Consider the following 20,955-nt stretch of genomic DNA (forward strand, 5'->3'; position numbering starts at 1 on the left):
AGTGGAGTTGACCTCTCCGCTTTCCGGCGCCCGTCGTGCCGAGCGTCTCCGATCGAGTCCGGCCGGGTCGCGCCGGGTTCTCGCCGTATATGGACGAAGGCGCTTATTCTGACACTTCGGCCAACCGGGTCACCGGTGAGGCGCCCCGGTTGTGTCAAGAGTCAGTTGACGTCCGCTCAGCTGTCAAATTAGCCTGTCCACGATCGTGGGCACAACGGCATACGGCGAAGAGCGGAGGCCACATGGAGGCCGGTGAAGAGTTCGGGCCCTGGCTGGCCCGCCAGCTCAAACTCGCACACAAGACACAGGCGGAGCTGGCCGAGGAACTGGGGCTGACCCGGGCTGCGGTCTCTGCCTGGATCACCAGACGCTCGGTACCGCGTCCGACCGTCATGGGGGAGATCGCGAAGGCGCTCGGTACCGACCTGGGCACGGTGCACACTCGTACCACCGACACTCAGGCTGGACTCCCCGTCGTCTGGTACCACCGGCCCGGTTACCAGGACGGCGGGCGCGACGGCGGGAACGCCGCGGCCTTCGCCTTCGACGCGGATGTCCAGGTGCTCGCCAGGGAGACGTGCCAGAACAGTCTCGACGAGCGGCTCGTGGAGAACGGTCGCCCGGTCCGCGTGCGATACACGATCCACGAGCTCACCGGCGAGGCACTGGAGGCTTTCCGTGCCGCGATCCTCTGGGACGACCTGCAGCCCCACTACGAGGCGGTCTCCCGGTCGGCCGCCGATCAGAAGGTGGGACGTGTCGTGGACGCCGGGGTGCGCGACATGTTCGAAAAGGGCCGACTGATCCTCTTGCGGATCGACGACTACAACGCCTCCGGCCTCACCGGCGACGACTACGACGACGGCAAGTTCGCGGCCGTTGTCCGCCGGCAGTTGGAAAGTCTCAAGTCAGGTCGAGACGCGGGCGGTTCCTACGGGCTCGGCAAGGCCACTCTCTGGGCCACCAGCGCACTCGGCATGGTCCTGATCAACTCCACGTTGTCCGTTCCTCACGAGGGCCGCACCGAGCGCCGTGTCATCGGGCGGTTGGAGCTGCCGTGGCGCGTCGTCGACGGCAACTCGTACGCGGGCCCGGCCTGGTTGGGACGCCCCGACCCCGAGACGCCCGGCGCGGAGGTGGTCCGCTCCTGGTGGGCGGACGAGGAGACGGTCGAACGCCTTCACCTCACTCGCGAAAACGATGAGGCGGGAACCTCGTTCCTGGTCGTGGGTGCACATGACGTGGCCAGCCTCGACCAGAGCAGGCCGGACTCCGCAGATGAGGACGAGAGCGGAAGCGACGACGGAACCCGTGACATCCGCGTCATGCACCGACGTCTGGTCGAGGCGCTGGGCCGGGACTTCTGGGCGGCCATGACCGGAGGCGGCAGCAGGCTCCCGCTGTTGGAGACTTCGGTCCGTACCCTGCGCAACGGCGAGGTCGTCATCGAGGAGGAGAAGGTCGACCCCACTGACAAGCAGCCCTCGCGCGCCCGAGCGCTGCGCGCGTTCTACGAGGGGACGACCGTGGACCGGCTCACCGAAGCCGGCCAGGTCGCGCTCCGCACGGTTCCGCTCCGGCTGCCCCTGTCCGGAGGGCGATCCGGAACGCTCGGCACACACCCCGGAGTGCTCCTGGTCACCGATGCGGAGGGCGACGACGTGCCCAACCAGGTCCACTCGTTGCGCGGTAACCGGATGACGATCAAGAAGTCGGGCGTCGCGAACCTGCCGCTGGGTGTCAACCCCTTCCAGGCGGTTCTTCTGGTCGGCCGCGCCGCCGGAGAGACCGCGCCCTTCGCCGAGGAGGCCGAGGAGTTCCTGCGCGCTGCCGAACCACCCGAGCACGACCGTTGGGGGCAGACCGAGGAGCTGACCCTCCGTTGGTCGCACAGCGCGCACCACCGCATCGCCAGGTTGACCACCGAGGTCAACGCGGCCGTGAAGGAACTGGTCGTACGGCCGAGGAGCACCGGGTCGCAGGAGAATGCCAAGCTGCGCAAGAAGCTCACCGTCTCACGCAAGAGCGCAGCTCCCAAGCGGGTCCCCGGGCCGGGCAAGCCGGAACTGGACGGCCTGGACGCCGAGATCGGTGCCGGCAGGGAGTGGCGGATCACTGCCGAGGTGAGACTGCCCCGCGCGGAGGAACTGCCCGTCATGACACCCGTGGTGCTCCTCGATGTGCGGTCAGGCAGCCGACCCAGGCTCGACTGGGCGGAACTCGTCGCCGTGGAGGGTTGTGAGGTCGAGGACGGCGTGCTCCGGTTCACGCCCGGGGCGCGCCGAGCCGTCTTCCGGGGCTCGACAGATGTCACGAGCCATCCGGTTCGCACCGAGCTCACGCGGCTGGTCCTGGAACTCCGTGCCGGCGCGGGGAGTGAGGCATGAAGTTCTATCCGTACAAGCGACTCAACCGTCCGATCACCCTGCGGGTGACCGCGGCCTCCCTCAGGTTGCCCGACGGCACTCGTGATCACCTGGACACCTCGGCGTACTCCGTCCCCCAGCGGACCGTGGCCCTGGGCGTGGCACAGCACGAGGACTGGGTGTCGGCCCGGATCGGACTGTCCGCCACTCTGCCGCCCGGCGCCACCGATCCCGACGCCCCGTGGGGTGATCTTCGGGTGCTGGCGGTGCTCACCGAGGGCGCCACCAATGTGCGCACCTCTGTCGATCTACGTCAGGACGCCCCGGGTAGCAAGGAGTGGTCCGGCGAGATAGAGCTGTTCCGCGACGACCATGTGGGTCGATCCTCGCTGTCCGTCCACGCGGTCGCCACGGTCGACGACGTGCCGGGCCGCGCGATCACGGAGACGGACGGCGACTGGACCGTCGACGTGACGGCCGAGGAGCCTCTGGGCGGTCTGCGCCTGGACGTGAAACAGGCGAGCTTCTCCAAGAGCGCGCGGGAATGGCTGCGTCCCTACGCCGACGCGCCCTGGGTGATCGATGCCTCGGGCCGGCTGCCCCTGGTGATGGTCAACACCGACATCGAGGGCTTCTCCGATCTCCTCGGCGGCGAGAGCGGTGGGATCGAGAACAAGGTCCACGAGCTCTTGGTCTCCCAGATGGCGACCGACGTCTGGACCGCGGTGTTCCACAGCGCCGTGGGCGACCTCGAGATCGAACCGGACGGTTCGCCGATCTTCCCCACCGACTGGCGAGGAGAGGTCCTGCGCGAGATGCTCCCCGATGTGGTGCCGGGCCTGCATGTCGAGGAAGCGCTCCGCCAGGTTCACCACCGTCGGACCGGCGACGCCGGATGGGTGGAGCTCCAGACCCGGGTCCACTACGCCGCCGTCCGCCGTGCAGGCGCGAGCAAGGCGCTCGCCAATGTCCTGCACGCACTGCAGAAGATGAACCGAGAGGACAGCGCGTGATCGAGAAGCCGCATCATCTCCCCGAGCGGCTCGGCCTGCTGTCCGCGACGGCCGCCGACCCCTTCCTCACCGAGGACCTTCTCAGGGGAGTGCACGGGCACAGCGGCGTCGACCTCGCCAAGGTCGTCGAATCCCTTCCGGAGGACGACGCCCGGTGGGTGGTCGAACCGCTCAGGGACCTGCTGGTCGACGCGATGCACCACTTCGGGGAGAACCGGACGGACGCCGACGGCTGGCTCGCGCCCCGGCTGCACGCGGCCCTGCGCCTCACCCGGCGTGAAGCCGCGGACCAGAGGATCTGGAACCATCTCGCGCTGGCCGTCGCCCCGGACTACGTGGCCTTCCGGCATCCCCCTGTGCCGCCGCGTGGCGGGGGCCCGGCGCGCATCAACAGGGACCGCTTCAGGGGGGCACCGGACCGTCAGTGCTTCTCGCGTCTGTGGTGGGCGGCGGAGATGTTCCGCAACGGCGGCGACTACGCGCCGGTGGTGGCGGCCTGTGCCAACCAGGACCTGATCCACAACGCCCTGCGCCTCGATCTGCTCGACCACCGTCCCACCGCACAGGCCCTGGTACGTGTCCTGGACCGAGACGTCGTCCGTACGGGGCGCGGGATCAATGGCCTCATGACGGCGATCAATACCGCCGGGGCGACCTTGGTCTACGACGCGCTGGCCGAGGACGAGCCGCGTGACCCCGTCGCGCTCCGCGCGTGGATCGCGGAGGCCGAGTCCGCGCTGCCGGTGCCGCGACACGAACTGCCGCTCGGTCCCGATGAGGAGCCCGTGCCGGAGAAGTCCGTCGCGGTACTCGCCGATTACTTCGCGGAACTCTTCGAGACCGCCCCGGTCAGAGGTCGTAAGACGCCTCAGGAGTGAGCAAGAGGGGGCGTCTGCGCCAGCGGATGCCCCTTCAGGTCGCGATGCCCGCAGATCTCCGCCGGCCCGTCGGGCTTCCACGCCTCCAGATCCGAGACGGCCTGTTCCAGCCGTACCTCGGCCTCCGCATCGCTCAGTTCGGGTTCGAGTACCTGGCACAGCACGTGCAGGGCGAGCCTGGGTGGCACCGCATTGCCGATCTGCTGCGGAACGTCGTTGCCGCACCAGGGGTATTCGACAGGGAATGTCTGGAGCACGCCGGCCTCGGCGTGGGTGAAGCGGCCGAAGTCGGCGAGGTCCTCGTCGGTGTCCTTGTGAACCAGACGGTTCCGTGACACCTTCCCGGTGATCGTGGCGGAGGGATCGTCGTGGTCGCGGCGGCCACGTTCCTCGGGAACCCCACCGGTGCCGTAGTTCGAGATGACGGTGTATGCGGGCCGCCTGTGCACCTTCTGCGGTGAGATCATCCGGGCGCTTTCCAAGGCCTTCTCCATGGAGATCCACTTCTCTTTCGGAGGCCTCGAAGCAGGAGCGCCCGCTCTACGTGTCTTCGGCGAGGGGCTCGAGGGCCCCTTCGTCTGGTAATGCTCGTGGGTCTCGGGCACCTCGGGGAGAAGGTCGGTGAAGAGCTCGTTCGAGGGGGAGGTCTCGTCGAGCCGGGCCATGAGCACCGCGCGCCGGCGGGTCTGGGGGACACCGAACGCCTCTGTGTGCATCAGTTGGGTCCGGGTCCGGTATCCGAGAGAGGTGAGCACCTCGGCGTAGGCCCTCCACACCGGCATGACCGCACGGACCTGTTCCAGGATGACGGCTTCATAGGGCTGCGAACCGGGTCGCTTGCTCCGCTCGATCACCCACCACAGCGGTTGCAGAACCAGCCCCGTGCGTTCGTCGCCCAGCTCTTCGAGCTTCTCTCGCAGTCGGTGGTGCTCGTCGTCCAGATCGATGAACTCCTTGAGCAGACCCTTGAGTTCGCCGTCGAAAGAGAAATCGAGCTCCTTCGGGTCCCTGAGCTGCTTCAGGAGCTTCCGGACCTCGTCCTTCGAGTTCCCGAGCTGTTCGAGCCGGCCCTTGACGGCTTTGCGCTTCGCGGTCCTGAGCTCGTCGACCTTGCGCTTCGCGGCCCTGACCTTGCCGGCTTCGAGCTCCCTGCGGCGAAGTTCCTCGGAGATTCTGCGCCAGGTCCGGAAGATCTCCTCCCACCCGTGGTCCTCGGCCGCTACGGCTTTGTGCAGACGGTTGATGTACTCGAGTACCTGATCCAACGCCTTACGGCCCGCACCGTGCCCGGCGACGGTGAAGGTCTGGCAGGGAGGACCGCCGGTCAGTACCTGGGCCCGGGGGAAGAAAGCCGCGCGGTATCGACGGACATCACCCTTGAAGGTGTCCATGCCCGCTGCGCCACGGGTCGCGCATGCTCCCGCGTCCCACTCGATCCCGGTGATCTCGTGACCCAGGACATGGGCCGCCACATCAAGCCCACCAGGGCCCGCAAACAGGTCCAAAATGCGGAAACCCACAGGTGAGGACTCCTCCTTGACGATGCGACTCATGGGCTTGAAGTGTAGCCGGCGGAAAGTCGTGGTTCTTGCAGTGCGTCTGCCACGGCCCGGCCCAAGGCCTCGGCCACGGCGGGTGGCACGGCATTGCCCACCTGACGGTAGCGGGCGGTCTTTCCGCCGACAAAGCGCCAGCCCTCGGGAAAGCCCTGAAGGAGGGCGGTCTGGTCCACCGTGATCCGTACGAGGCCGTCGTCGCCGAGCGCCGGATCCCATGTGAAGTCGGCGTCGGGCGGCTCGTTCCCGAACGATTTTGTGTACACGCCCATACGGCGCCACTTGGCTTTCGTGCCGCTCGGCCCGAAGTCCGGCCCACCGTGGGTCTTGGACCCGCCCACCAGGGTAGGGGCCACGCTCGTCGCCTGGGCCGCCCAGCGGTCGGCATCCGGCCAACCGCGCGAGCGCATCGAAGGCGCCAGCGCCTCGCCGACCGACACGCGCTCGTGAACGGTGGGCCGAGGCGGCCGAAAGGCGCCCGCCCACCGCTGTTTGACGGCCACGAGAATGCCCTGCCTACGGTCCTGTGGGACGCCGAAGTCGCAGGCGTTCAACACGAACCAGGTCAGCCGGTAGCCGAGGTGCTCCAACTCCTCGTGGAGGAAGTCGCGCACAGGCCCCAAGGAATCTTCGTCGACCAGGGTGGGCACGTTCTCGATGATCAGCGCACGTGGCTGGACGGCGTGGACGAGATAGGCGGTCGCCCGGATCAGACGGGTCTCGCTGTCCGACGAGCGGCGCGTCACCGTGGCGTTCGACTTCACCCTGGGCAGACCGGCCGCGAGCAGATCGACGTCGTACACCTCTGGGTGATCCACGGGGTCGAAGTCGAGGAGGTCCGTGTTCACCACGTTCCACTTCGGTCTGTTGGCCAGAAGCGTCTCGCAGGCGTACGGTTCGATGTCCAGCAGTAATCGCGGAGTGAGGCCCGCCCGCTCCAGCCCCAGAGCCAGGCCGCCGGCTCCCGAACAGACGTCGACGAACGTCAGCCCGGTCATCGGTTCGCCCCCCTGGATCGTCCCTGTCCCATGGCCGCTCGGCGTCGGCGGACCGCCTCCTCGACGCGCAGGGCCACCGTGACGGGCGACTCGTGCTCCCAGAACCGCAGCACCTCCCACCCGGCGGCCACGAGGTGCTCCGTGGTCTCCGTGTCGCGAGCGATGTTGCGGTCCAGCTTCTGCCGCCACCATTGGGCGTTCGACTTCGGATGCGTCGCGTGTTCCGGGCAACCGTGCCAGAAGCATCCGTCGATGAGGACGGCCACCTTGGTCGATGTGAACGCCACGTCGATCCGGCGCCGGGCCATGCCCGGTACCGGGTACTCCACGCGATAGCGCAGCCCGGCCGCGTGCAGGAGCTTTCGCACGGCCAGCTCGGCCGCCGTGTCCTTGCTGACCTGCCTGCTCATACGGGCGGAGACGGCGGCGGAGGAAGGGGTGACGTGGGGCACGGGAGCATTTTGCCAGGGGAAGGTGCGCCGCGTGGAGCCCCTCGGGAAGTCCTGCGCTATGCCCCGTGGCACTCCGCGTAGTCCCTCCCCGCCCCACACCAACACCCCGCCCCCCTCCCCGGAGGCCAAGCCACCGCACGTCCCCTCGCCGCCAGGGTCGTCGCGTACTGGGGCAGCAGTGTGGGGTCGTCCGGGGAGGTTGCCTCGGAGGCGGCGAAGGCTTCGTAGGAGGGGACGGTGCCGGTGACGATGCCCAGGTTGTCGGTGCCGGAGGTGGAGAGTTCGCGCAGCGAGGACTCTATGGTCGCGAGGTGGGAGGAGTGGGAGGGGTACTCCGTGGAGAGGGTGGGGTAGGCCGAGAGGAGTTCCGCCAGTTCCGCGGCCGGCCAGTGGAGGACGGCCACCGGGAAGGGGCGGGAGAGGGCCTCGCGGTAGGCGCCCAGTTCGGTGCGGAGGCGGGAGATCTCGGCCTCCAGCTCGGCGGGGTTGTCGGAGCCGAGGGACCAGACGCGCTTGGGGTCGTGGAGTTCGTCCAGGGTGACCGGGGCCGTGTGCAGGGTGTCGGCCAGGGTGTCCCAGTCGTCGTGCGGCAGGCCCCGCATGCGGCGGACGCGGTGGCGGCCGTAGAGGAGCGGGTGGAGGGGGAGCGGGGGCTCCGCGGCGTCCGGGAGCAGGAGTCCCGCCGCCTGCGTGAAGGTGTCCTCCGCCGCCTCCAGCTCGTCGTGGGCCTCCAGGGACTCCGCGATGATCACCCAGGGGCCGGGGTCGCGCGGGGCCGTCGTACGGATGCCCTCGATGATCGCCCTGGCCTCCGCCTCGTGGCCGTACTCCCAGAGGTTGGACGCCTTCAGGGCCCGTACCAGCGAGGGGTGCTCCAGGGCGGCCGGGGTGGACAGCAGGCGGTCGTAGACGGTGGTGGCCGCGGGGCGGTCGCCGGACAGCTCCAGGTGGGCCGCCGCCCGCAGGAGCAGGGCCTCGGCGTCCTCCGGGTACAGGCCGGCGGTCCGCTCCAGGCGTGCCGCTTCGGCGGTGTGATCGACGTTCTCGGCAGGCGTGTCGGGGCGCATGGGGGACACCGTACTGCCGGGCGCCGACAAACGTGAGGGCGGTACGGCGGGGTGATCCCTCGGGGGGACATCCGGCATACAACGGCCCGTCAGGGGCATACCGCGAGGCACACCCCCGGGCGCACAGGACCACTCGCTATCTTCTGTGCGGACAGCGACATACACGGCGGACATCCGTCCGTGTGGACAACCGGACGCGGGGGCGGGATGCGGGTGACGGGGGAGCTGGTCCACGCCGGTCAGGAGGGGCACCGGGCGGCCGGTGCGGAGGAGGACGAGGCCGGGGGTGCCGGTGCGCTGCCGCGGTACTGGCCGCTGCTGCTCGTCGGTGCCGCCGTCGTGCCCGGCACCCTTCTCTTCCTCGTCGGGCGGTGGGGCGACGCCCCGGCCGTGCAGGCGTGGCGGACGGTCTGTCTGGCGGTCACCGTGCAGGCGTTGCCGTTCCTGCTGCTCGGTACGGCCCTGTCCGGGGCGATCAACGCCTTCGTGCCCGAACGGGTGTTCCGGCGCATGCTGCCCCGGCGGCCCCTGCTCGCCGTGCCGGTGGCGGGCGTGGCGGGGGTCGTGCTGCCGGGGTGCGAGTGCGCGTCCGTGCCGGTCGCGAGCAGTCTCATCGGCCGGGGGGTCACCCCGGCCGCCGCGTTCGCGTTCCTGCTGTCCGCGCCGGCGATCAACCCCGTCGTCCTCACCGCCACCGCGATCGCCTTCCCCGGCAGCCCGGCCATGGTGCTGGCCCGGCTGCTCGCCTCGCTCGCCACGGCCGTCGTCATGGGGTGGCTGTGGTTGCGGTTCGGGCGGAACGAGTGGCTGCGGCCGGCCGTACGGCACACCGGGCACCAGGCCGGGCACAGTCGGTGGGAGGAGTTCCGGCTCGGGTTCCAGCACGACTTCCTGCACGCCGGCGGGTTCCTCGTGCTCGGCGCGATGGCGGCCGCCACCTTCAACGTCGCCGTCCCGCGCTCCGTGCTCGCCACCTTCACCGGGACGCCCTGTCTGTCGGTGCTCTTCCTCGCCGCCCTCGCCGTACTGCTCGCCGTCTGCTCCGAGGCGGACGCCTTCCTCGCCGCCTCGCTCACCGGGTTCCCGCCGGTGGCGCGGCTGGCGTTCATGGTGGTGGGGCCCATGGTCGACCTCAAGCTGATCGCCCTCCAGGCGGGGACCTTCGGGCGGGCCTTCGCCGTGCGGTTCTCCGCCGCCACCCTCGTCGTCGCCGTCGCGTGCAGCGCGCTGATCGGAGGTGCCCTCCTGTGAGACGGACGCTCCAGTCGGGACTGCTCGTCCTGTGCGGGCTCGGCCTGCTGCACATCTCCCTCGTCACCGACCTGTGCCTGCGCTACGTCAAGGAGAGCATGCGGCCCCTGCTCATCGTCTCCGGCGTTGTGCTGGTGCTGCTCGGGCTCGTCGGCGCGCTCCTCGACAGGAAGACGCGCGGGCAGGAGTACGACGGCCACGGGCACGACCACTCCCAAGTGCCCCGCGTCGCCTGGCTGTTGCTGGTCCCCGCGCTGAGCCTGCTCTGCTACGCGCCGCCCGCCCTCGGCGCGTACACCGCCTCCCGGCAGCCGCCCGAACCCGTCGCTCAGCAGAGCCGGTTCGCGCCGTTGCCCGCGGTCTCGCCGGTGCCCATGACCCTGTCGGACTTCACCAGCCGGGTCCGGCAGGACCGCGCGCGGGCCATCAAGGGGCGCACCGTCCTGATGACCGGCATCGTCACGCCGCACGGGAAGGGTGGTTGGGATCTCACCCGGATCATCATCAACTGCTGTGCGGCGGATGCCCAGTCGGTGAAGGTACGGGTCTACGGCGGACCCGCGCTGCCCGCGAACACGTGGGTCTCGGTCACCGGGACCTGGCACCCCGGCGGGGCGCTGGGCACCGGTTCCGCGGCGGTCGCGCTGGACGCCCGTACGGTCGAGAAGATCCCCCGGCCCGTCAACGGCTACCAGGACGCCCTTCCGCTGCCCACGACGCGCACCCCGTGAGCTTCAGCGCCCCTCCCTCAGCACCAGGACGCTGATCGCGCCCACCGTCGCCAGGGCCGCCGAGACCAGCAGGGCGAGGTTCGTGCCGTGGGCGAGGTGGTTGCCGGAGGTGACCAGGGCGATGGTCAGGGCGACGCCGACGCCGGAGCCGATGTAGCGCAGGGTCTGCTGGGCGCCGGAGCCCATGGCGGCGCGTTCCCGGGGGACGGAGTCGACGGCGAGGAGGGGGAGGGCGCCATTGAGGAGACCGCTGCCCACTCCGCCGATGACCAGACCGGGCAGCAGCCGGGTCCAGGAGCCGGAGCCGATGGCGCCGAGCATGGTCAGGACGGCGGCGGCGTGCAGGGCGAAGCCCAGGGCCAGTTGGACGCGTGGGGCGATGGGCAGGCGCTTGACCTGGAGGGCGACGGCGAAGCTCAGGCCGGACCAGAGCAGGAGCAGGCCGGCCGTGGCCAGCGGGGAGAGGCGCATGGTCTGCTGGACCAGGGCGGGCAGGTAGCTGAAGACGGCGATCACCGAGAGGCCGGTGAACAGGCCGCCCGCCGAGGAGGCCAGGAAGCGGGGGCGGCGCAGCAGGCCCAGGTCGATCATCGGGGTGGCGGAGCGCCGTTCGACGGCCACGAAGACGGCGATCAGCGCCACGGCCGCCGCCAGGAGCAGGCCCACCGGCGCGCGCAGCCAGCCGTCCCGGCCCAGGGTCAGGGCCGCGACCAGGGCGACCAGGGCGAGTCCGAAGGTCAGCGCGCCGGGTATGTCGGGACGGCCGCCGCGCGGGGCGCGGGATTCGGCGAGGGTACGGGTGCCGAGCGCGGCCAGCAGCAGGGCCGCGGCGCCGAGGACGCCGTAGCCGGCGCGCCAGTTCGGCAGTGCGGCCGCGACCACGGGGCCCGCCGCGATGCCGCCGCTGACGAACGCGCCCCACACGCCGGTGGCGTGCAGGCGGCCGCGCGGTGTGGGGAAGGCGTGCACGATCAGGCCGAGGGCGCTGGCCAGCAGGGCCGCACTGGCGGCGCCCTGGGCGATGCGGGCCAGGGTGAACTGCCAGGTCGACGTGGTCAGCGCGCCGAGCGCGGTGGTCAGGCCCAGGGCCAGGGTGCCGGCGAGGAAGATCCGGCGGCGGCCGTAGTCGTCGGCGAGGCTGCCGGCCACCAGGAGGAGGGCGGCGAGGCCCAGCGGGGTGCCGTTCAGGAGCCAGGCCTGGCCGGAGAGCGGGGTGTGCAGGGCGGCCGCCGTCTGGGGGAGCGTGACCATCGGGGCGGTGTAGTTCATCAGGGTCACGGCGGTCGCCGCGCTGGTGAGGGCGAGGGTGGCGCGGGGGCGCGCGGGGGCGGCAGCGGGTGGTCCGGCGTGCGGGCCTTTCTCCGGGCGCGCCCCGTGAGCGCCGAGCGCCCCGGCGCGTGCCCCATGAGCGTCCTGCGCCCCGTGGGTCTCGCCTGCCCCTGGCGCCTCGCCTGTCCCTCGTGCCTCGTCCACTGCGGCGGATTCGAGCCCGGTCATGGCAATCCTCAGTTCGGTCATTGAACCTAGCTGTCCGGGCCACCGTAACACAGTCGGTTCGGTCATTGAACCCAACGTCGGAAAGTGGCTACAGTGGGGGCATGGCACTGGGCAAGGACTACGCGACACAGGAGTGCTCGGTCGCCCGCGCGCTCGAGATCGTCGGCGAGCGCTGGACGCTGCTCGTCGTACGGGACGCGCTCTACGGCGTACGGCGCTACAACGACTTCCTCGTCCACCTCGGCATCCCGCGCGCCGTCCTGGCCGCCCGGCTCCAGACGCTGACCGCGGAGGGGATCCTGGAGAAGCGTCGGTACCAGGAGTCGCCGCCCCGGGACGAGTACGTCCTCACCGAGCGCGGCATCGCCCTGTGGCCCACCCTGCGTGCCCTCGGGAGCTGGGGCCGCGACCACCTCGACGGCGGTCGGCTGCGCTCCTTCCGGCACGCGGCGTGCGGCGCCGAGATCGGGCCGTACGGCGAATGTGCCGGATGCGGAACCATCGTGCCGGTCGCGGACGTTGTCATGGAGCCGGGCCCCGGACTCGATCCGGACCCGGCGGATCCGGTCAGCCGCGCCCTGCTCAAGCCGAAGCGGCTGCTGGAGCCGTTGGAGACCGAACAGGCATGATCCGGCGGGGGTGCACGCCGGGCGGGGGAGGGGGATGAGGATGAGCCGCGCACACAGCCGTGCCGTCGCGTTCCTGCTGGCTCCCCTGCTCGTGCTGCTCTCCCTCGCGCTCCTCGACGCCGGCGGCCTCACCACCGCCGTCGCCCTCGCCGCGACCGCCGCGGCGGCGTCCGCGCTCGCCCTGTGCACCCTGATCGCCGCCGGTCGCGTCCCCGTCGTACCGCCCACCCGCATCCGTACGGCGATACGCGACCGGGCCCGGCGTACGGCCTTCCTGCCCCAGCGTGATCCCGACGCGCGCGGCCGCCGCAGGCCCCGGGCGCCCGGACGGACCCTCCCGGCGACCACCGCGTAGGGCACCTACCCGTACCTCACCCCGTGCCCCCGCGCGGGTCGTCCTGCCGACCTCACCTGTCATCCGGCACGACGAGACCCCCGGAGGGCTCACCCATGTCCGTCTTCTCCCTGTTCGCGCACCTGGTCGAGCGGCTCGCCGACCTGCTCGCACCGCTCTGTCACGGCTCCGCGACCGCCGCCGCGATCGTCCTGTTCACCGCGCTCGTACGACTCCTCGTCCACCCCCTCTCCCGCGCCGCAGCCCGGGGACAGCGGGCCCGGGCCGCGCTCCAGCCGAGAATCGCCGAGCTGCGCGAGCGGCACGCCAGGGACCCCGAGCGGCTGCGGCGGGCCGTGCTGGAACTGCACGCCGTGGAAAAGGTCTCGCCCCTGTCCGGCATCCTGCCGAGCCTGCTCCAGCTCCCCGCGTTCTTCCTGCTCTACCACCTCTTCTCCGGCGCCTCGGGCCACTCGCTGCTCGCCCACCGGCTGTTCGCGGCGCCGCTCGGCGGACGGTGGGCCGACGCGCTCGCCGACGGCGGGGTGTTGGGCGGGGCCGGGCTGGTCTACCTGGGCCTCTTCGCCCTCGTCGCGGGCGTCGCCTTCTTCAACTACCTGCGCGCGAAAATCCAGTTGGCACAGAACCCGGTCCTGACCGGTGCCGGTGGCGGCGAGGAGGTGCCGGGGCTCGGCGCGGTCGGCAGGGTGATGCCGTTCCTGTCCTTCCTCACGCTGGTCACCGTGGCCGTCGTACCGCTCGCCGCCGCGTTGTACGTCGTCACCAGTACGACGTGGAGCGCGGTGGAGCGGGCCGCGTTGTACCGGCGGCCGTAGCCGCTGCCGGTACAACGGTCACGGTCCAGTACGTGAACAAGGGCTTGCGGGGTGGCCGGCGGAAACCGGAGGATCATCCGGTCCTCCGGCGGCCGCACCCGTCGGCGGGTGACCGCGAGCGAGGGAGATGGCGACCATGAAGCTGCTGCGAGTCGGTACGGCGGGGGCGGAGCGGCCCGCGCTGCTCGACGCCGACGGAACCCTGCGCGATCTGTCCGCGCTCGTGGACGACATCGACGGGCCGCTGCTCGCCGACGCGGCCGCGCTCGGACGGGTGCGGGAGGCGGCGGCCGCCGGCGCGCTGCCCGCGCTGGACGCGGCGGGGCTGCGGATCGGGCCGCCGCTCGGGCGGATCGGGAAGATCGTGTGCATCGGGCTCAACTTCCACGACCACGCGCGCGAGACCGGGGCCGCCCCGCCCGCCGAGCCGGTCGTCTTCCTCAAGGCGCCGGACACGGTGATCGGGCCCGACGACACCGTGCTCGTGCCGCGGGGCTCCACCAGCACCGACTGGGAGGTGGAACTGGCCGTGGTCATCGGGCGTACGGCGCGGTACCTGGAGTCGGCCGAGGAGGGGCTCGCGCATGTCGCCGGGTACGCGGTCGCGCACGACGTCTCCGAGCGGGAGTTCCAGATGGAGCGGGGCGGGACGTGGGACAAGGGGAAGAACTGCGAGACGTTCAACCCGCTCGGGCCGTGGCTGGTGACGGCGGACGAGGTGCCGGATCCGCAGCGGCTGTCGCTGCGGCTGTGGGTCAACGGGGAGCTGAAGCAGGACGGGACGACGGCGGAGCAGATCTTCCCGGTGGGTGAAGTGGTGCGCTACCTCAGCCGGTTCATGACGCTGTACCCGGGCGACGTGATCAACACGGGGACGCCGGCGGGGGTGGCGATGGGGCGGCCCGAGCCGAAGCCGTATCTGCGGGCCGGGGACGTGGTGGAGCTGGAGGTCGAGGGGCTCGGACGGCAGCGGCAGGTGTTCGCGGACGCGTAACCGCTCCGTCGGGAGCGCCGGGGGTCCGCGGGCGGCGTGCCGCGCGGTCCCCCGTGCTCCGGGCGACTTCTCCGGACGGCCCGGACGGTCGATTCCCCGGACCCGCGACGGGACGTCAGCGCGTCGCAGGATCAGCGCGTCACAGGATCAGCGCGTCACAGGATCTGGATGGCGACGACCCGCGGCGGGCGGTTCGGGAAGGTGATGTCGTGCCAGCGCTCGATCCTCACCGAGTCGCCGTTGGCGTCGTAGTAGATCAGGTCGTTGTTGCCCGTGGAGATCCGGTCGACCCACCAGCCGCCGAAGTCGGTCTTCCCGGCGTTCGCGTAGCAGTCGACGCTGTCGCGGCCGTCGAGGTGCGACCAGATCTTCAGGAAGTTCTCCCCGCCGACGCACTGGACGTGGTCGATGGCGAAGGCGCTGCCGCTCGGCACGCCGACGGTGAGCGCGGCGGCCGCGGCGAGCGTCATGGCCACCGAACGCGCGGCCCTCTTGCATTTCGAGATCACGGATTCCCCTTCACACGAAGGCCGGCGCGCTGGCCGGCCCGGTCGGCGACGTCGGCTCCACGCTAGGGGCGGAACGCCGCCATACCGGCCGCTGTCAGGGAAAACGCATCAAAAGGGTGATAACCGGGGGTAAGGCCGGTCACCGCAGCAGCAGGGCCAGCCTGCGCCATTGCTCCCTCGGCAGGGCGTGGCCCGAGTCCTCCGCCACCACCTGGAGCACCACGTGGTCGGCGCCCGCCTCGTGGAAGGCCCGGACGCGGCTGCGGATCCGGTCGTCGTCGCCCCAGGCGAAGACCGCGTCGATGAGACGGTCGCTGCCGCCGTCGGCGACGTCGGACTCGGTGAAGCCGAGGCGGAGGAAGTTGTTGGTGTAGTTGGGGAGCCGGAGGTAGCGGCCCAGGTAGCCGCGGGCGATCTCGCGGGCGCGCTCCGGGTCCCGTTCCAGGACGACCTTGAACTCCGGTGCGAGCAGCGGGGCCTGGCCGAGGATCTCGCGGGCCTGGGCGGTGTGCTCGGGGGTGACGAGGTAGGGGATGGCGCCGGCCGCGCGCTCGGCGGACAGGGTCAGCATCTTGGGGCCGAGGGCGGCGAGGACGCGGCGGCCGGCGGGGACGCCCGCCTTGTCCAGCTCGTCCAGGTAGTCGACCATCGCGGAGTAGGGGCGCTGGTAGCCCTTCACGAGGGGGCCGTGGCTCACGCCGAGGCCCAGGATGAAGCGGTCCGGGTGGGACGACTCCAGCCGGGCGAAGTCGTCCGCGGTCGCGGCGGCGTCCCGCTGCCAGACGCTCTGGATGCTGGTGCCGACGGTGATGTGGTGGGTGGCCTCGATGAGCGGGACGGCGTTCGCGGTGGTGCTGCTGCCGCCGAGCCAGATGGCGCCGTAGTCGAGTTCCTCCAGTTCGGCGGCGGCGTCCTCCTGCTCGCCGCGGCGGGCGGGGTCCTCGTCGCGCAGCGCGACGTCCCATACGCCGTACCGGCCGAGGCGCTGCTTCAGGCTGCCTGTGGTCTCACTCATGCGTGCGGTCCCTCCGGTTGGTGGGGCGGTGCTGTCGTGATCATCACGTCCGTTCCCAGTGCCAACCGGAGGTCGTTCCCGCTGATTCCCCGGTTCCCCGGTCCGATGCGCGGGTTCGCTCAGTCGGCCGAACGGCCGGGGGACCCCTGCGCGTCGCCGAGGAACCGCTCCAGCGCCGCCACCACCAGCCGGTGGTCCTCGACCTGGGGCAGGCCCGAGACGGTCACCGCGCCGATGACGCCCGCGTGTTCGACCCGGACCGGGAACGAGCCGCCGTGGGCCGCGTAGGCGTCCGGGTCGAGGCGGGAGGACGCCTCGAAGGTGCTGCCCTTGGCCCGGAAGCGGGAGCCGACCAGGTAGGAGGAGGCGCCGTAGCGCTCGACCACCCGGCGCTTGCGGGTGATCCAGGCGTCGTTGTCCGGGGTGGAGCCGGGCAGCGCGGCGTGGAAGAGCTGCTGTCCGGCGCGGTGGATGTCGATCGCGACCGGCGCCCGGCGCGCGCGGGCGAGGTCGACGAGGAGGGAGCCGAGGGCCCAGGCGTCCTCGTACGTGAACCGGCGGAAGACCAGGCGTTCCTCCTGCTCCTCTAGCTCCTCGATGGTGGGGGAGTTCTGCTGTGCGGACATCAGAGGGTCACCGTCACCTTCTCCTGGGCGGACCTGCGGGCCGCCTCCAGTACGTCGAGGGCAGCGGCCGCCTCCAGGGCGGTCACCGGGTTGGGGCCCGCGCCGGTGAGGGCGGCGGCGACGGCCGCGTAGTAGGCGGGGTAGTCGCCGGGCAGGGTCCGCACGGGGGTGCCGCCGCCGGTCAGCGGGGACTCGCCGGCGCCGATCCGGCCGTACAGGGACTCGGGCTCCGTGCCCCACCCGGGCGCGGGACGCAGGCCCTCGCGCAGGGCGGCCTCCTGGGGGTCGAGGCCGTACTTCACGTAGCCCGCCTCGGAGCCCAGCACGCGGAAGCGGGGGCCGAGTTGGGGGGTCGTCGCGGAGACGTAGAGGTGGGAGCGGACCCCGCTGGTGTGGGTGAGCGCGATGAAGGTGTCGTCGTCGGTCTCGGCACCCGGACGGCGGACGTCCGTCTCCGCGTACACCTCGGCGGCCGGGCCGAACAGGACCAGGGCCTGGTCGACGACGTGACTGCCGAGGTCGTAGAGCAGGCCGCCGATCTCCGCCGGGTCGCCGGACTCGCGCCAGCCGCCCTTGGGCCGCGGGCGCCAGCGCTCGAAGCGGGACTCGAAACGGCGTACGTCGCCGAGCGCGCCGTCCGCGAGGAGGGCGCGCAGGGTCAGGAAGTCGTTGTCCCAGCGGCGGTTCTGGAAGACGGACAGCAGCAGGCCGCGCTCCTCGGCGCGGGCGGCGAGCGTCCGGGCCTCGGCGGCGGTGCCGGCGACCGGCTTGTCCACGACCACGGGGAGGCCCGCGTCGAGGGCCGCGGTGGCCAGCGGGACGTGCGTCTTGTTCGGGGAGGCGATGACGAGCAGGTCCAACTCGCCCGCGCGGGCGAAGAGTTCCTCGGGAGCCTGGGCGAGCGTCACGTCCGGGAACTCGTCACGGGCCTGCCGTCGCCGCTCCGGGTCGGAGGTGACGACCGTGTCGAGGGTGAGGCCCTCGGTGGCGGCGATCAGGGGGGCGTGGAAGACGGAGCCGGCGAGGCCGTAGCCGATCAGGCCGACGCGCAGGGAGGTACTCATGGCCTCCACTTTGGCAACGCTGTTGCCAAAGTGCAAGCGGTGGGGAGAATGGGCGGGTGAGCGAGGACAGCGTGACCAGCGGGCGGGCCGGAGCGAACCTGGGCGTGGTGCGGACGCACAACAGCGCGCTCGTGCTCGGCCTGCTGCGCGAGGCCGGGGCGGAGGGGATCAGCCGGCTGGAACTGGCCGAGCGGACCGGGCTGACCCCGCAGGCCGTCAGCAAGATCACCGGACGGCTGCGGGAGGCCGGGCTCGCGGCGGAGGCGGGCCGGCGGGCGTCCACGGGGGGCAAGCCGCGGACGGTGCTGCGGCTGGTGCCGGAGGCGGGCCACGCGGTGGGGGTGCAGCTCGACCGCGACGCGCTGCGCGTGGTGCTCATACGGCTGGACGGGGCCGTGGTGGGGGAGCGGCGGGGGGAGCTGGACCTCGGGGCGGGGGCGGAGGCCGTGCTCGGGGTGGTCGAGGACGCGGTGACCGGGCTCGTCCGCTCGTGTCTGGGGCCCTTCGAGGAGCTCGCCGGGGCCGGGTCGCTGCTGGGGGTGGGGGTGGCCCTGCCGGGGCCGCTCGACCACGCGCGGGGGGTGCTGCACCGGGTGACAGGGTTCCCGGGATGGGACGGGTTTCCGCTGCGGGACGCGTTGCGCGGGCGGCTGGGGGTGCCGGTGATCGTGGACAAGGACACGAACGCGGCGGCGGTCGGGCTCGCGGTCGGGGGCGAGGGCGGGTCCTTCGCGTATCTGCACCTCGGTACGGGGCTGGGGGCCGGGCTCGTCACGGGCGGGCGCGTGCACCGGGGGGCGCGGACCGGGGCGGGGGAGTTCGGGCACCAGGTCGTCCAGCTGGACGGGCCGCCGTGCGAGTGCGGGGACCGGGGGTGTCTGGAGGCGCTGTGCCTGTCCGCCGTGGCGCGGGGCGAGGTGGCGACGGCGGCGCGGGTGCTGGGGGTGGGCGCCGGGAACCTGGTGGGGCTGCTGGACATCGACCGGGTGCTGCTCGGCGGGCGGACGGTGCTGGCGGATCCGGCGCCGTTCGTGCGCGGGGTGTCGGACGTGCTGGCCGCGCGGGCGCGCCGGGAGGGACTGGGGGAGGGGGTCGCGGTGGCGGTGGTACGGCAGGGGGAGCGCGTGGTGGCGGAGGGGGCGGCGGAGATGGTGCTGGGTGCGGGGGTGTTCGGGAGGGGGGAGGGGTGAGGGGTACGGGGGTTGCCCGGATGTGGGTACTCATGTGGTGGAAGTTGCTCCTGGGAAGGAGGTGCGCGGTGATGTCGGTGAAAGCCAGAGTGGTCACTGGGGCGCTCGGGGTCGGTCTGCTCTGCGTCACGGGGGCCGGGCCGGCTGTCGCGGCGCAGGACGCGAGCGCCAGGTACTGCGGAGCCGATCCCGCCACCGGGCTCGGCGTGCTCGCGGGCCAGGGCGTGGCCTGCGGCGCGGCCATGCAGGTGGCCGCCGCCTATACGAAGGTCTGGCAGGGCACGTCCGGCGCCGAGGTGCAGGCGGCCGGGGCCCGGTGGAAGTGCGGGGAACGGCAGGGGGACCCCAATCCGTACCAGCTGTGCGTGGACGTGCGGGACAGCGGGCGAGCGGTCACCTTGTCCTCCTGAGTCGCACTCACGGGCCGTCACACCGAAGAGTCACCACGCGAGTCACACCGGATCAGACCGAGCACACCGGAGGTTTCCATGAGGTCCATGCGACCGTTCGCGGCCGGTGCCGTCGCGCTCCTCGCGTTCTCCGTCGCCGCGCCCGCGGCCCACGCCGCCCCCCGGACGAGCTGCGACGCCGCGCTGGCCACCGCCCAGAAGGCGGACCGGGACTACAACGCCATGAAGGCGGACCTGCTGCGCAGCATCGCCGACGGCGGACACCCCGACGCCTCCCAGCGGCGGGAGCTCCAGCAGGCCGAGAGCCTGCGGAACTCGACGGCCACCGAGGCCGAGCACGTCTGCGCCGGCGCCTCCTGAGCGACCGCCTCGGCCGGTCACCTGGGCCGGTCACCTCGGCCGATCGAGGGCAATCCGGGCCGCCTCGGAGTGGCGGCCCGGAGCCGTGCGCGTGACCCGGCATGTCATGTGTTCATGCGACTGCGCACGTCCCTGTCCCCCGGCCGCATCGTCTCCCCCCGCCCCCTCGGCCTCGCCGCGGCCGCCACTCTGGCCACCCTCGCCGCCGCTCCGGCCGCCGCGCCCGTCCCCCTCGCCGCCGCTCCGGCCGCCGCCCTCGCTGTCGGCGCCACCCCCACGCTCCCCTGTGCCGTGCCCGGCGAGCGGACGTTCCCCCTGACCACCCGGATCCGCGGTGGCCCCACCGAGTACCGGCCCGGCGGCGGCTACCGCACCTGGTACATCGACCTCACCAACACCACGCACCGCTCCTGCGCCGACATCCACCCCGTCGTCGTCCTCGTCGACGACCGGCGCGAGCTGAAGCCCGGCAAGGCCCGGCTGGACTTCCACGACGGCTCGCGGATCCGCCCGGTGACGTTCGAGAGCACCGACGAGAAGGAGCTGGTCGGCGTGCTGGACGCGCCCGGGTTCGGCGGGTTCGACGTGCCTTCCGGCAAGACGGTCAGTGTGCGGGTCCGCCTCGCGCTCACCCGCGACGCCGCCGTCCCCGACCAGGTCACCGCCCACGCCGCCGCCGTACAGCGCCGCGGCCGGGACGGCGACTGGGCCGGGGAGTCCAACGCCTACCGGTTCGGGATCGGCACGGCGGCCTCCCCGGTCCCCGAGCAGTCCACGGACCAGGATCCGGACGCGGACCGGACCCCGGTCGCACAGGACCTGCCGGGCACGGACACGGGCACGGACACGGACACGGGCACGAGTACCGGAGCGGGAGCGGGAGCGGGAGCGGGCGTGGGCGCGGGCACGCGGCGACCGCAGGCCGCCGGCACCACGGGGACCGGCGCCGCCCCCTCCGACGGCCCCCCGGCCGCCGCCGCCAGCCCCTCCCTCCCCTTCGCCCGGGACGCCCAGGAAGCCGGCGAACGCGCCCGAGAACTCGCCCGCACCGGCTCCGCCCTCACCCACGGCCTCCTCGCCGCCGCCGGTGTCCTGCTCTGCGTGAGCGGCGCCGCCTTCCTGACGGCCCGCAGGCGCCGCTGACCTGGGACCGGGCCGCGGGCGCGCGAACGGCGAGGG

General features: G+C 72.1%; 22 protein-coding genes. 13 read left to right on the top strand and 9 right to left on the bottom strand.

Features of this window, described 5'->3' with window-relative positions; genetic code table 11:
- Window positions 1–242: 242 nt before the first annotated feature.
- From AB0927_RS00765 to AB0927_RS00775, 3 genes are read left to right on the top strand one after another with little or no spacing between them, the layout of a single operon-like run.
- Window positions 243–2,387 carry a helix-turn-helix transcriptional regulator gene (locus tag AB0927_RS00765; protein WP_366665280.1) on the top strand — a complete coding sequence of 715 codons (2,145 nt, stop codon included), beginning with the start codon at window positions 243–245 and terminating at the stop codon, window positions 2,385–2,387.
- Window positions 2,384–3,379: a hypothetical protein gene (locus tag AB0927_RS00770; RefSeq protein ID WP_366665281.1), complete on the top strand. Its 996-nt coding sequence runs from the start codon at window positions 2,384–2,386 to the stop codon at window positions 3,377–3,379. The genes AB0927_RS00765 and AB0927_RS00770 overlap by 4 nt, the downstream gene beginning before the upstream one ends.
- Window positions 3,376–4,257 (top strand): DUF6339 family protein, encoded by an 882-nt coding sequence (locus AB0927_RS00775; protein ID WP_366665282.1) that lies wholly within the window; start codon window positions 3,376–3,378, stop codon window positions 4,255–4,257. The genes AB0927_RS00770 and AB0927_RS00775 overlap by 4 nt, the downstream gene beginning before the upstream one ends.
- Here the strand turns inward: AB0927_RS00775 and AB0927_RS00780 are convergent.
- The 4 genes from AB0927_RS00780 to AB0927_RS00795 form a co-directional block, all read right to left on the bottom strand.
- Entirely contained in the window at window positions 4,248–5,810 is a 1,563-nt protein-coding gene (locus tag AB0927_RS00780) for a DNA cytosine methyltransferase (protein WP_366665283.1), read from the bottom strand. The two genes, AB0927_RS00775 and AB0927_RS00780, sit on opposite strands and share 10 nt — an antisense overlap.
- The gene (locus AB0927_RS00785; RefSeq protein WP_366665284.1) at window positions 5,807–6,811 is read right to left on the bottom strand and encodes a DNA cytosine methyltransferase; all 1,005 of its coding nucleotides are present in this window, start codon (window positions 6,809–6,811) and stop codon (window positions 5,807–5,809) included. Before AB0927_RS00785 ends, AB0927_RS00780 begins: the two co-directional genes overlap by 4 nt.
- Window positions 6,808–7,221, bottom strand: coding sequence for a very short patch repair endonuclease (locus tag AB0927_RS00790; protein ID WP_366665527.1), 414 nt, complete (start codon window positions 7,219–7,221; stop codon window positions 6,808–6,810). The genes AB0927_RS00785 and AB0927_RS00790 overlap by 4 nt, the downstream gene beginning before the upstream one ends.
- A gap of 98 nt (window positions 7,222–7,319) precedes the next feature.
- Window positions 7,320–8,330 carry an SEC-C domain-containing protein gene (locus AB0927_RS00795; protein ID WP_366665285.1) on the bottom strand — a complete coding sequence of 337 codons (1,011 nt, stop codon included), beginning with the start codon at window positions 8,328–8,330 and terminating at the stop codon, window positions 7,320–7,322.
- A 207-nt stretch (window positions 8,331–8,537) separates the two neighbouring features.
- Between AB0927_RS00795 and AB0927_RS00800 the strand changes: the two genes are divergently transcribed.
- Both AB0927_RS00800 and AB0927_RS00805 read left to right on the top strand, forming a co-directional pair.
- Entirely contained in the window at window positions 8,538–9,581 is a 1,044-nt protein-coding gene (locus tag AB0927_RS00800) for a permease (protein ID WP_366665286.1), read from the top strand.
- Complete coding sequence (locus tag AB0927_RS00805; RefSeq protein ID WP_366665287.1) at window positions 9,578–10,312, top strand: TIGR03943 family protein; 735 nt, start codon at window positions 9,578–9,580, stop codon at window positions 10,310–10,312. Before AB0927_RS00800 ends, AB0927_RS00805 begins: the two co-directional genes overlap by 4 nt.
- A 3-nt stretch (window positions 10,313–10,315) precedes the next feature.
- Here the strand turns inward: AB0927_RS00805 and AB0927_RS00810 are convergent, their stop codons facing one another.
- Window positions 10,316–11,809, bottom strand: coding sequence for an MFS transporter (locus tag AB0927_RS00810; protein WP_366665288.1), 1,494 nt, complete (start codon window positions 11,807–11,809; stop codon window positions 10,316–10,318).
- 101 nt (window positions 11,810–11,910) lie between these two features.
- On the opposite strand from AB0927_RS00810, the gene AB0927_RS00815 reads away from it, so the two are divergent.
- From AB0927_RS00815 to AB0927_RS00830, 4 genes are all read left to right on the top strand, one after another.
- A complete protein-coding gene (locus tag AB0927_RS00815; protein ID WP_366665289.1) occupies window positions 11,911–12,438 on the top strand; it encodes a helix-turn-helix domain-containing protein in 528 nt (175 codons plus the stop codon).
- A gap of 40 nt (window positions 12,439–12,478) precedes the next feature.
- Window positions 12,479–12,793 carry a DUF6412 domain-containing protein gene (locus AB0927_RS00820; protein ID WP_366665290.1) on the top strand — a complete coding sequence of 105 codons (315 nt, stop codon included), beginning with the start codon at window positions 12,479–12,481 and terminating at the stop codon, window positions 12,791–12,793.
- A 95-nt stretch (window positions 12,794–12,888) separates the two neighbouring features.
- Window positions 12,889–13,608, top strand: coding sequence for a membrane protein insertase YidC (yidC, locus tag AB0927_RS00825; protein WP_366665291.1), 720 nt, complete (start codon window positions 12,889–12,891; stop codon window positions 13,606–13,608).
- A gap of 136 nt (window positions 13,609–13,744) precedes the next feature.
- Window positions 13,745–14,602: a fumarylacetoacetate hydrolase family protein gene (locus AB0927_RS00830; protein WP_366665292.1), complete on the top strand. Its 858-nt coding sequence runs from the start codon at window positions 13,745–13,747 to the stop codon at window positions 14,600–14,602.
- Between the two features lie 155 nt (window positions 14,603–14,757).
- Here the strand turns inward: AB0927_RS00830 and AB0927_RS00835 are convergent, their stop codons facing one another.
- The 4 genes from AB0927_RS00835 to AB0927_RS00850 form a co-directional block, all read right to left on the bottom strand.
- On the bottom strand, window positions 14,758–15,111 hold the full coding sequence (locus tag AB0927_RS00835) for a beta/gamma crystallin domain-containing protein (RefSeq protein ID WP_366665293.1): 354 nt from the start codon (window positions 15,109–15,111) through the stop codon (window positions 14,758–14,760).
- Between the two features lie 139 nt (window positions 15,112–15,250).
- Entirely contained in the window at window positions 15,251–16,126 is an 876-nt protein-coding gene (locus tag AB0927_RS00840; RefSeq protein ID WP_366665294.1) for an LLM class F420-dependent oxidoreductase, read from the bottom strand.
- Between the two features lie 119 nt (window positions 16,127–16,245).
- Window positions 16,246–16,752, bottom strand: a complete 507-nt coding sequence (locus tag AB0927_RS00845; RefSeq protein ID WP_366665295.1) for a heme-degrading domain-containing protein — start codon at window positions 16,750–16,752, stop codon at window positions 16,246–16,248.
- A complete protein-coding gene (locus tag AB0927_RS00850; protein WP_366665296.1) occupies window positions 16,752–17,816 on the bottom strand; it encodes a Gfo/Idh/MocA family oxidoreductase in 1,065 nt (354 codons plus the stop codon). Before AB0927_RS00850 ends, AB0927_RS00845 begins: the two co-directional genes overlap by 1 nt.
- Before the next feature lie 56 nt (window positions 17,817–17,872).
- Between AB0927_RS00850 and AB0927_RS00855 the strand changes: the two genes are divergently transcribed.
- From AB0927_RS00855 to AB0927_RS00870, 4 genes are all read left to right on the top strand, one after another.
- Window positions 17,873–19,006, top strand: a complete 1,134-nt coding sequence (locus AB0927_RS00855; RefSeq protein WP_366665297.1) for an ROK family transcriptional regulator — start codon at window positions 17,873–17,875, stop codon at window positions 19,004–19,006.
- Window positions 19,007–19,077: 71 nt separating this feature from the next.
- Complete coding sequence (locus AB0927_RS00860) at window positions 19,078–19,416, top strand: hypothetical protein (protein WP_366665298.1); 339 nt, start codon at window positions 19,078–19,080, stop codon at window positions 19,414–19,416.
- Between the two features lie 87 nt (window positions 19,417–19,503).
- Window positions 19,504–19,776, top strand: coding sequence for a hypothetical protein (locus AB0927_RS00865; protein WP_366665299.1), 273 nt, complete (start codon window positions 19,504–19,506; stop codon window positions 19,774–19,776).
- A gap of 114 nt (window positions 19,777–19,890) precedes the next feature.
- A complete protein-coding gene (locus AB0927_RS00870; RefSeq protein WP_366665300.1) occupies window positions 19,891–20,919 on the top strand; it encodes a hypothetical protein in 1,029 nt (342 codons plus the stop codon).
- Window positions 20,920–20,955 lie beyond the last annotated feature (36 nt).

The organism is Streptomyces sp. NPDC048106, assembly GCF_040706415.1.
Taxonomy (GTDB): Bacteria; Actinomycetota; Actinomycetes; order Streptomycetales; family Streptomycetaceae; genus Streptomyces.

Excerpts from the sequence above, each read along its gene's own strand:
- AB0927_RS00765 (WP_366665280.1), top strand. The coding sequence starts at position 243 with ATGGAGGCCGGTGAAGAGTTCGGGCCCTGGCTGGCCCGCCAGCTCAAA.
- AB0927_RS00770 (WP_366665281.1), top strand. The coding sequence starts at position 2,384 with ATGAAGTTCTATCCGTACAAGCGACTCAACCGTCCGATCACCCTGCGG.
- AB0927_RS00780 (WP_366665283.1), bottom strand. The coding sequence starts at position 5,810 with ATGAGTCGCATCGTCAAGGAGGAGTCCTCACCTGTGGGTTTCCGCATT.
- AB0927_RS00785 (WP_366665284.1), bottom strand. The coding sequence starts at position 6,811 with ATGACCGGGCTGACGTTCGTCGACGTCTGTTCGGGAGCCGGCGGCCTG.
- AB0927_RS00790 (WP_366665527.1), bottom strand. The coding sequence starts at position 7,221 with ATGAGCAGGCAGGTCAGCAAGGACACGGCGGCCGAGCTGGCCGTGCGA.
- AB0927_RS00795 (WP_366665285.1), bottom strand. The coding sequence starts at position 8,330 with ATGCGCCCCGACACGCCTGCCGAGAACGTCGATCACACCGCCGAAGCG.
- AB0927_RS00800 (WP_366665286.1), top strand. The coding sequence starts at position 8,538 with ATGCGGGTGACGGGGGAGCTGGTCCACGCCGGTCAGGAGGGGCACCGG.
- AB0927_RS00810 (WP_366665288.1), bottom strand. The coding sequence starts at position 11,809 with ATGACCGGGCTCGAATCCGCCGCAGTGGACGAGGCACGAGGGACAGGC.
- AB0927_RS00815 (WP_366665289.1), top strand. The coding sequence starts at position 11,911 with ATGGCACTGGGCAAGGACTACGCGACACAGGAGTGCTCGGTCGCCCGC.
- AB0927_RS00820 (WP_366665290.1), top strand. The coding sequence starts at position 12,479 with ATGAGCCGCGCACACAGCCGTGCCGTCGCGTTCCTGCTGGCTCCCCTG.
- yidC (WP_366665291.1), top strand. The coding sequence starts at position 12,889 with ATGTCCGTCTTCTCCCTGTTCGCGCACCTGGTCGAGCGGCTCGCCGAC.
- AB0927_RS00830 (WP_366665292.1), top strand. The coding sequence starts at position 13,745 with ATGAAGCTGCTGCGAGTCGGTACGGCGGGGGCGGAGCGGCCCGCGCTG.
- AB0927_RS00840 (WP_366665294.1), bottom strand. The coding sequence starts at position 16,126 with ATGAGTGAGACCACAGGCAGCCTGAAGCAGCGCCTCGGCCGGTACGGC.
- AB0927_RS00845 (WP_366665295.1), bottom strand. The coding sequence starts at position 16,752 with ATGTCCGCACAGCAGAACTCCCCCACCATCGAGGAGCTAGAGGAGCAG.
- AB0927_RS00850 (WP_366665296.1), bottom strand. The coding sequence starts at position 17,816 with ATGAGTACCTCCCTGCGCGTCGGCCTGATCGGCTACGGCCTCGCCGGC.
- AB0927_RS00860 (WP_366665298.1), top strand. The coding sequence starts at position 19,078 with ATGTCGGTGAAAGCCAGAGTGGTCACTGGGGCGCTCGGGGTCGGTCTG.
- AB0927_RS00865 (WP_366665299.1), top strand. The coding sequence starts at position 19,504 with ATGCGACCGTTCGCGGCCGGTGCCGTCGCGCTCCTCGCGTTCTCCGTC.
- AB0927_RS00870 (WP_366665300.1), top strand. The coding sequence starts at position 19,891 with ATGCGACTGCGCACGTCCCTGTCCCCCGGCCGCATCGTCTCCCCCCGC.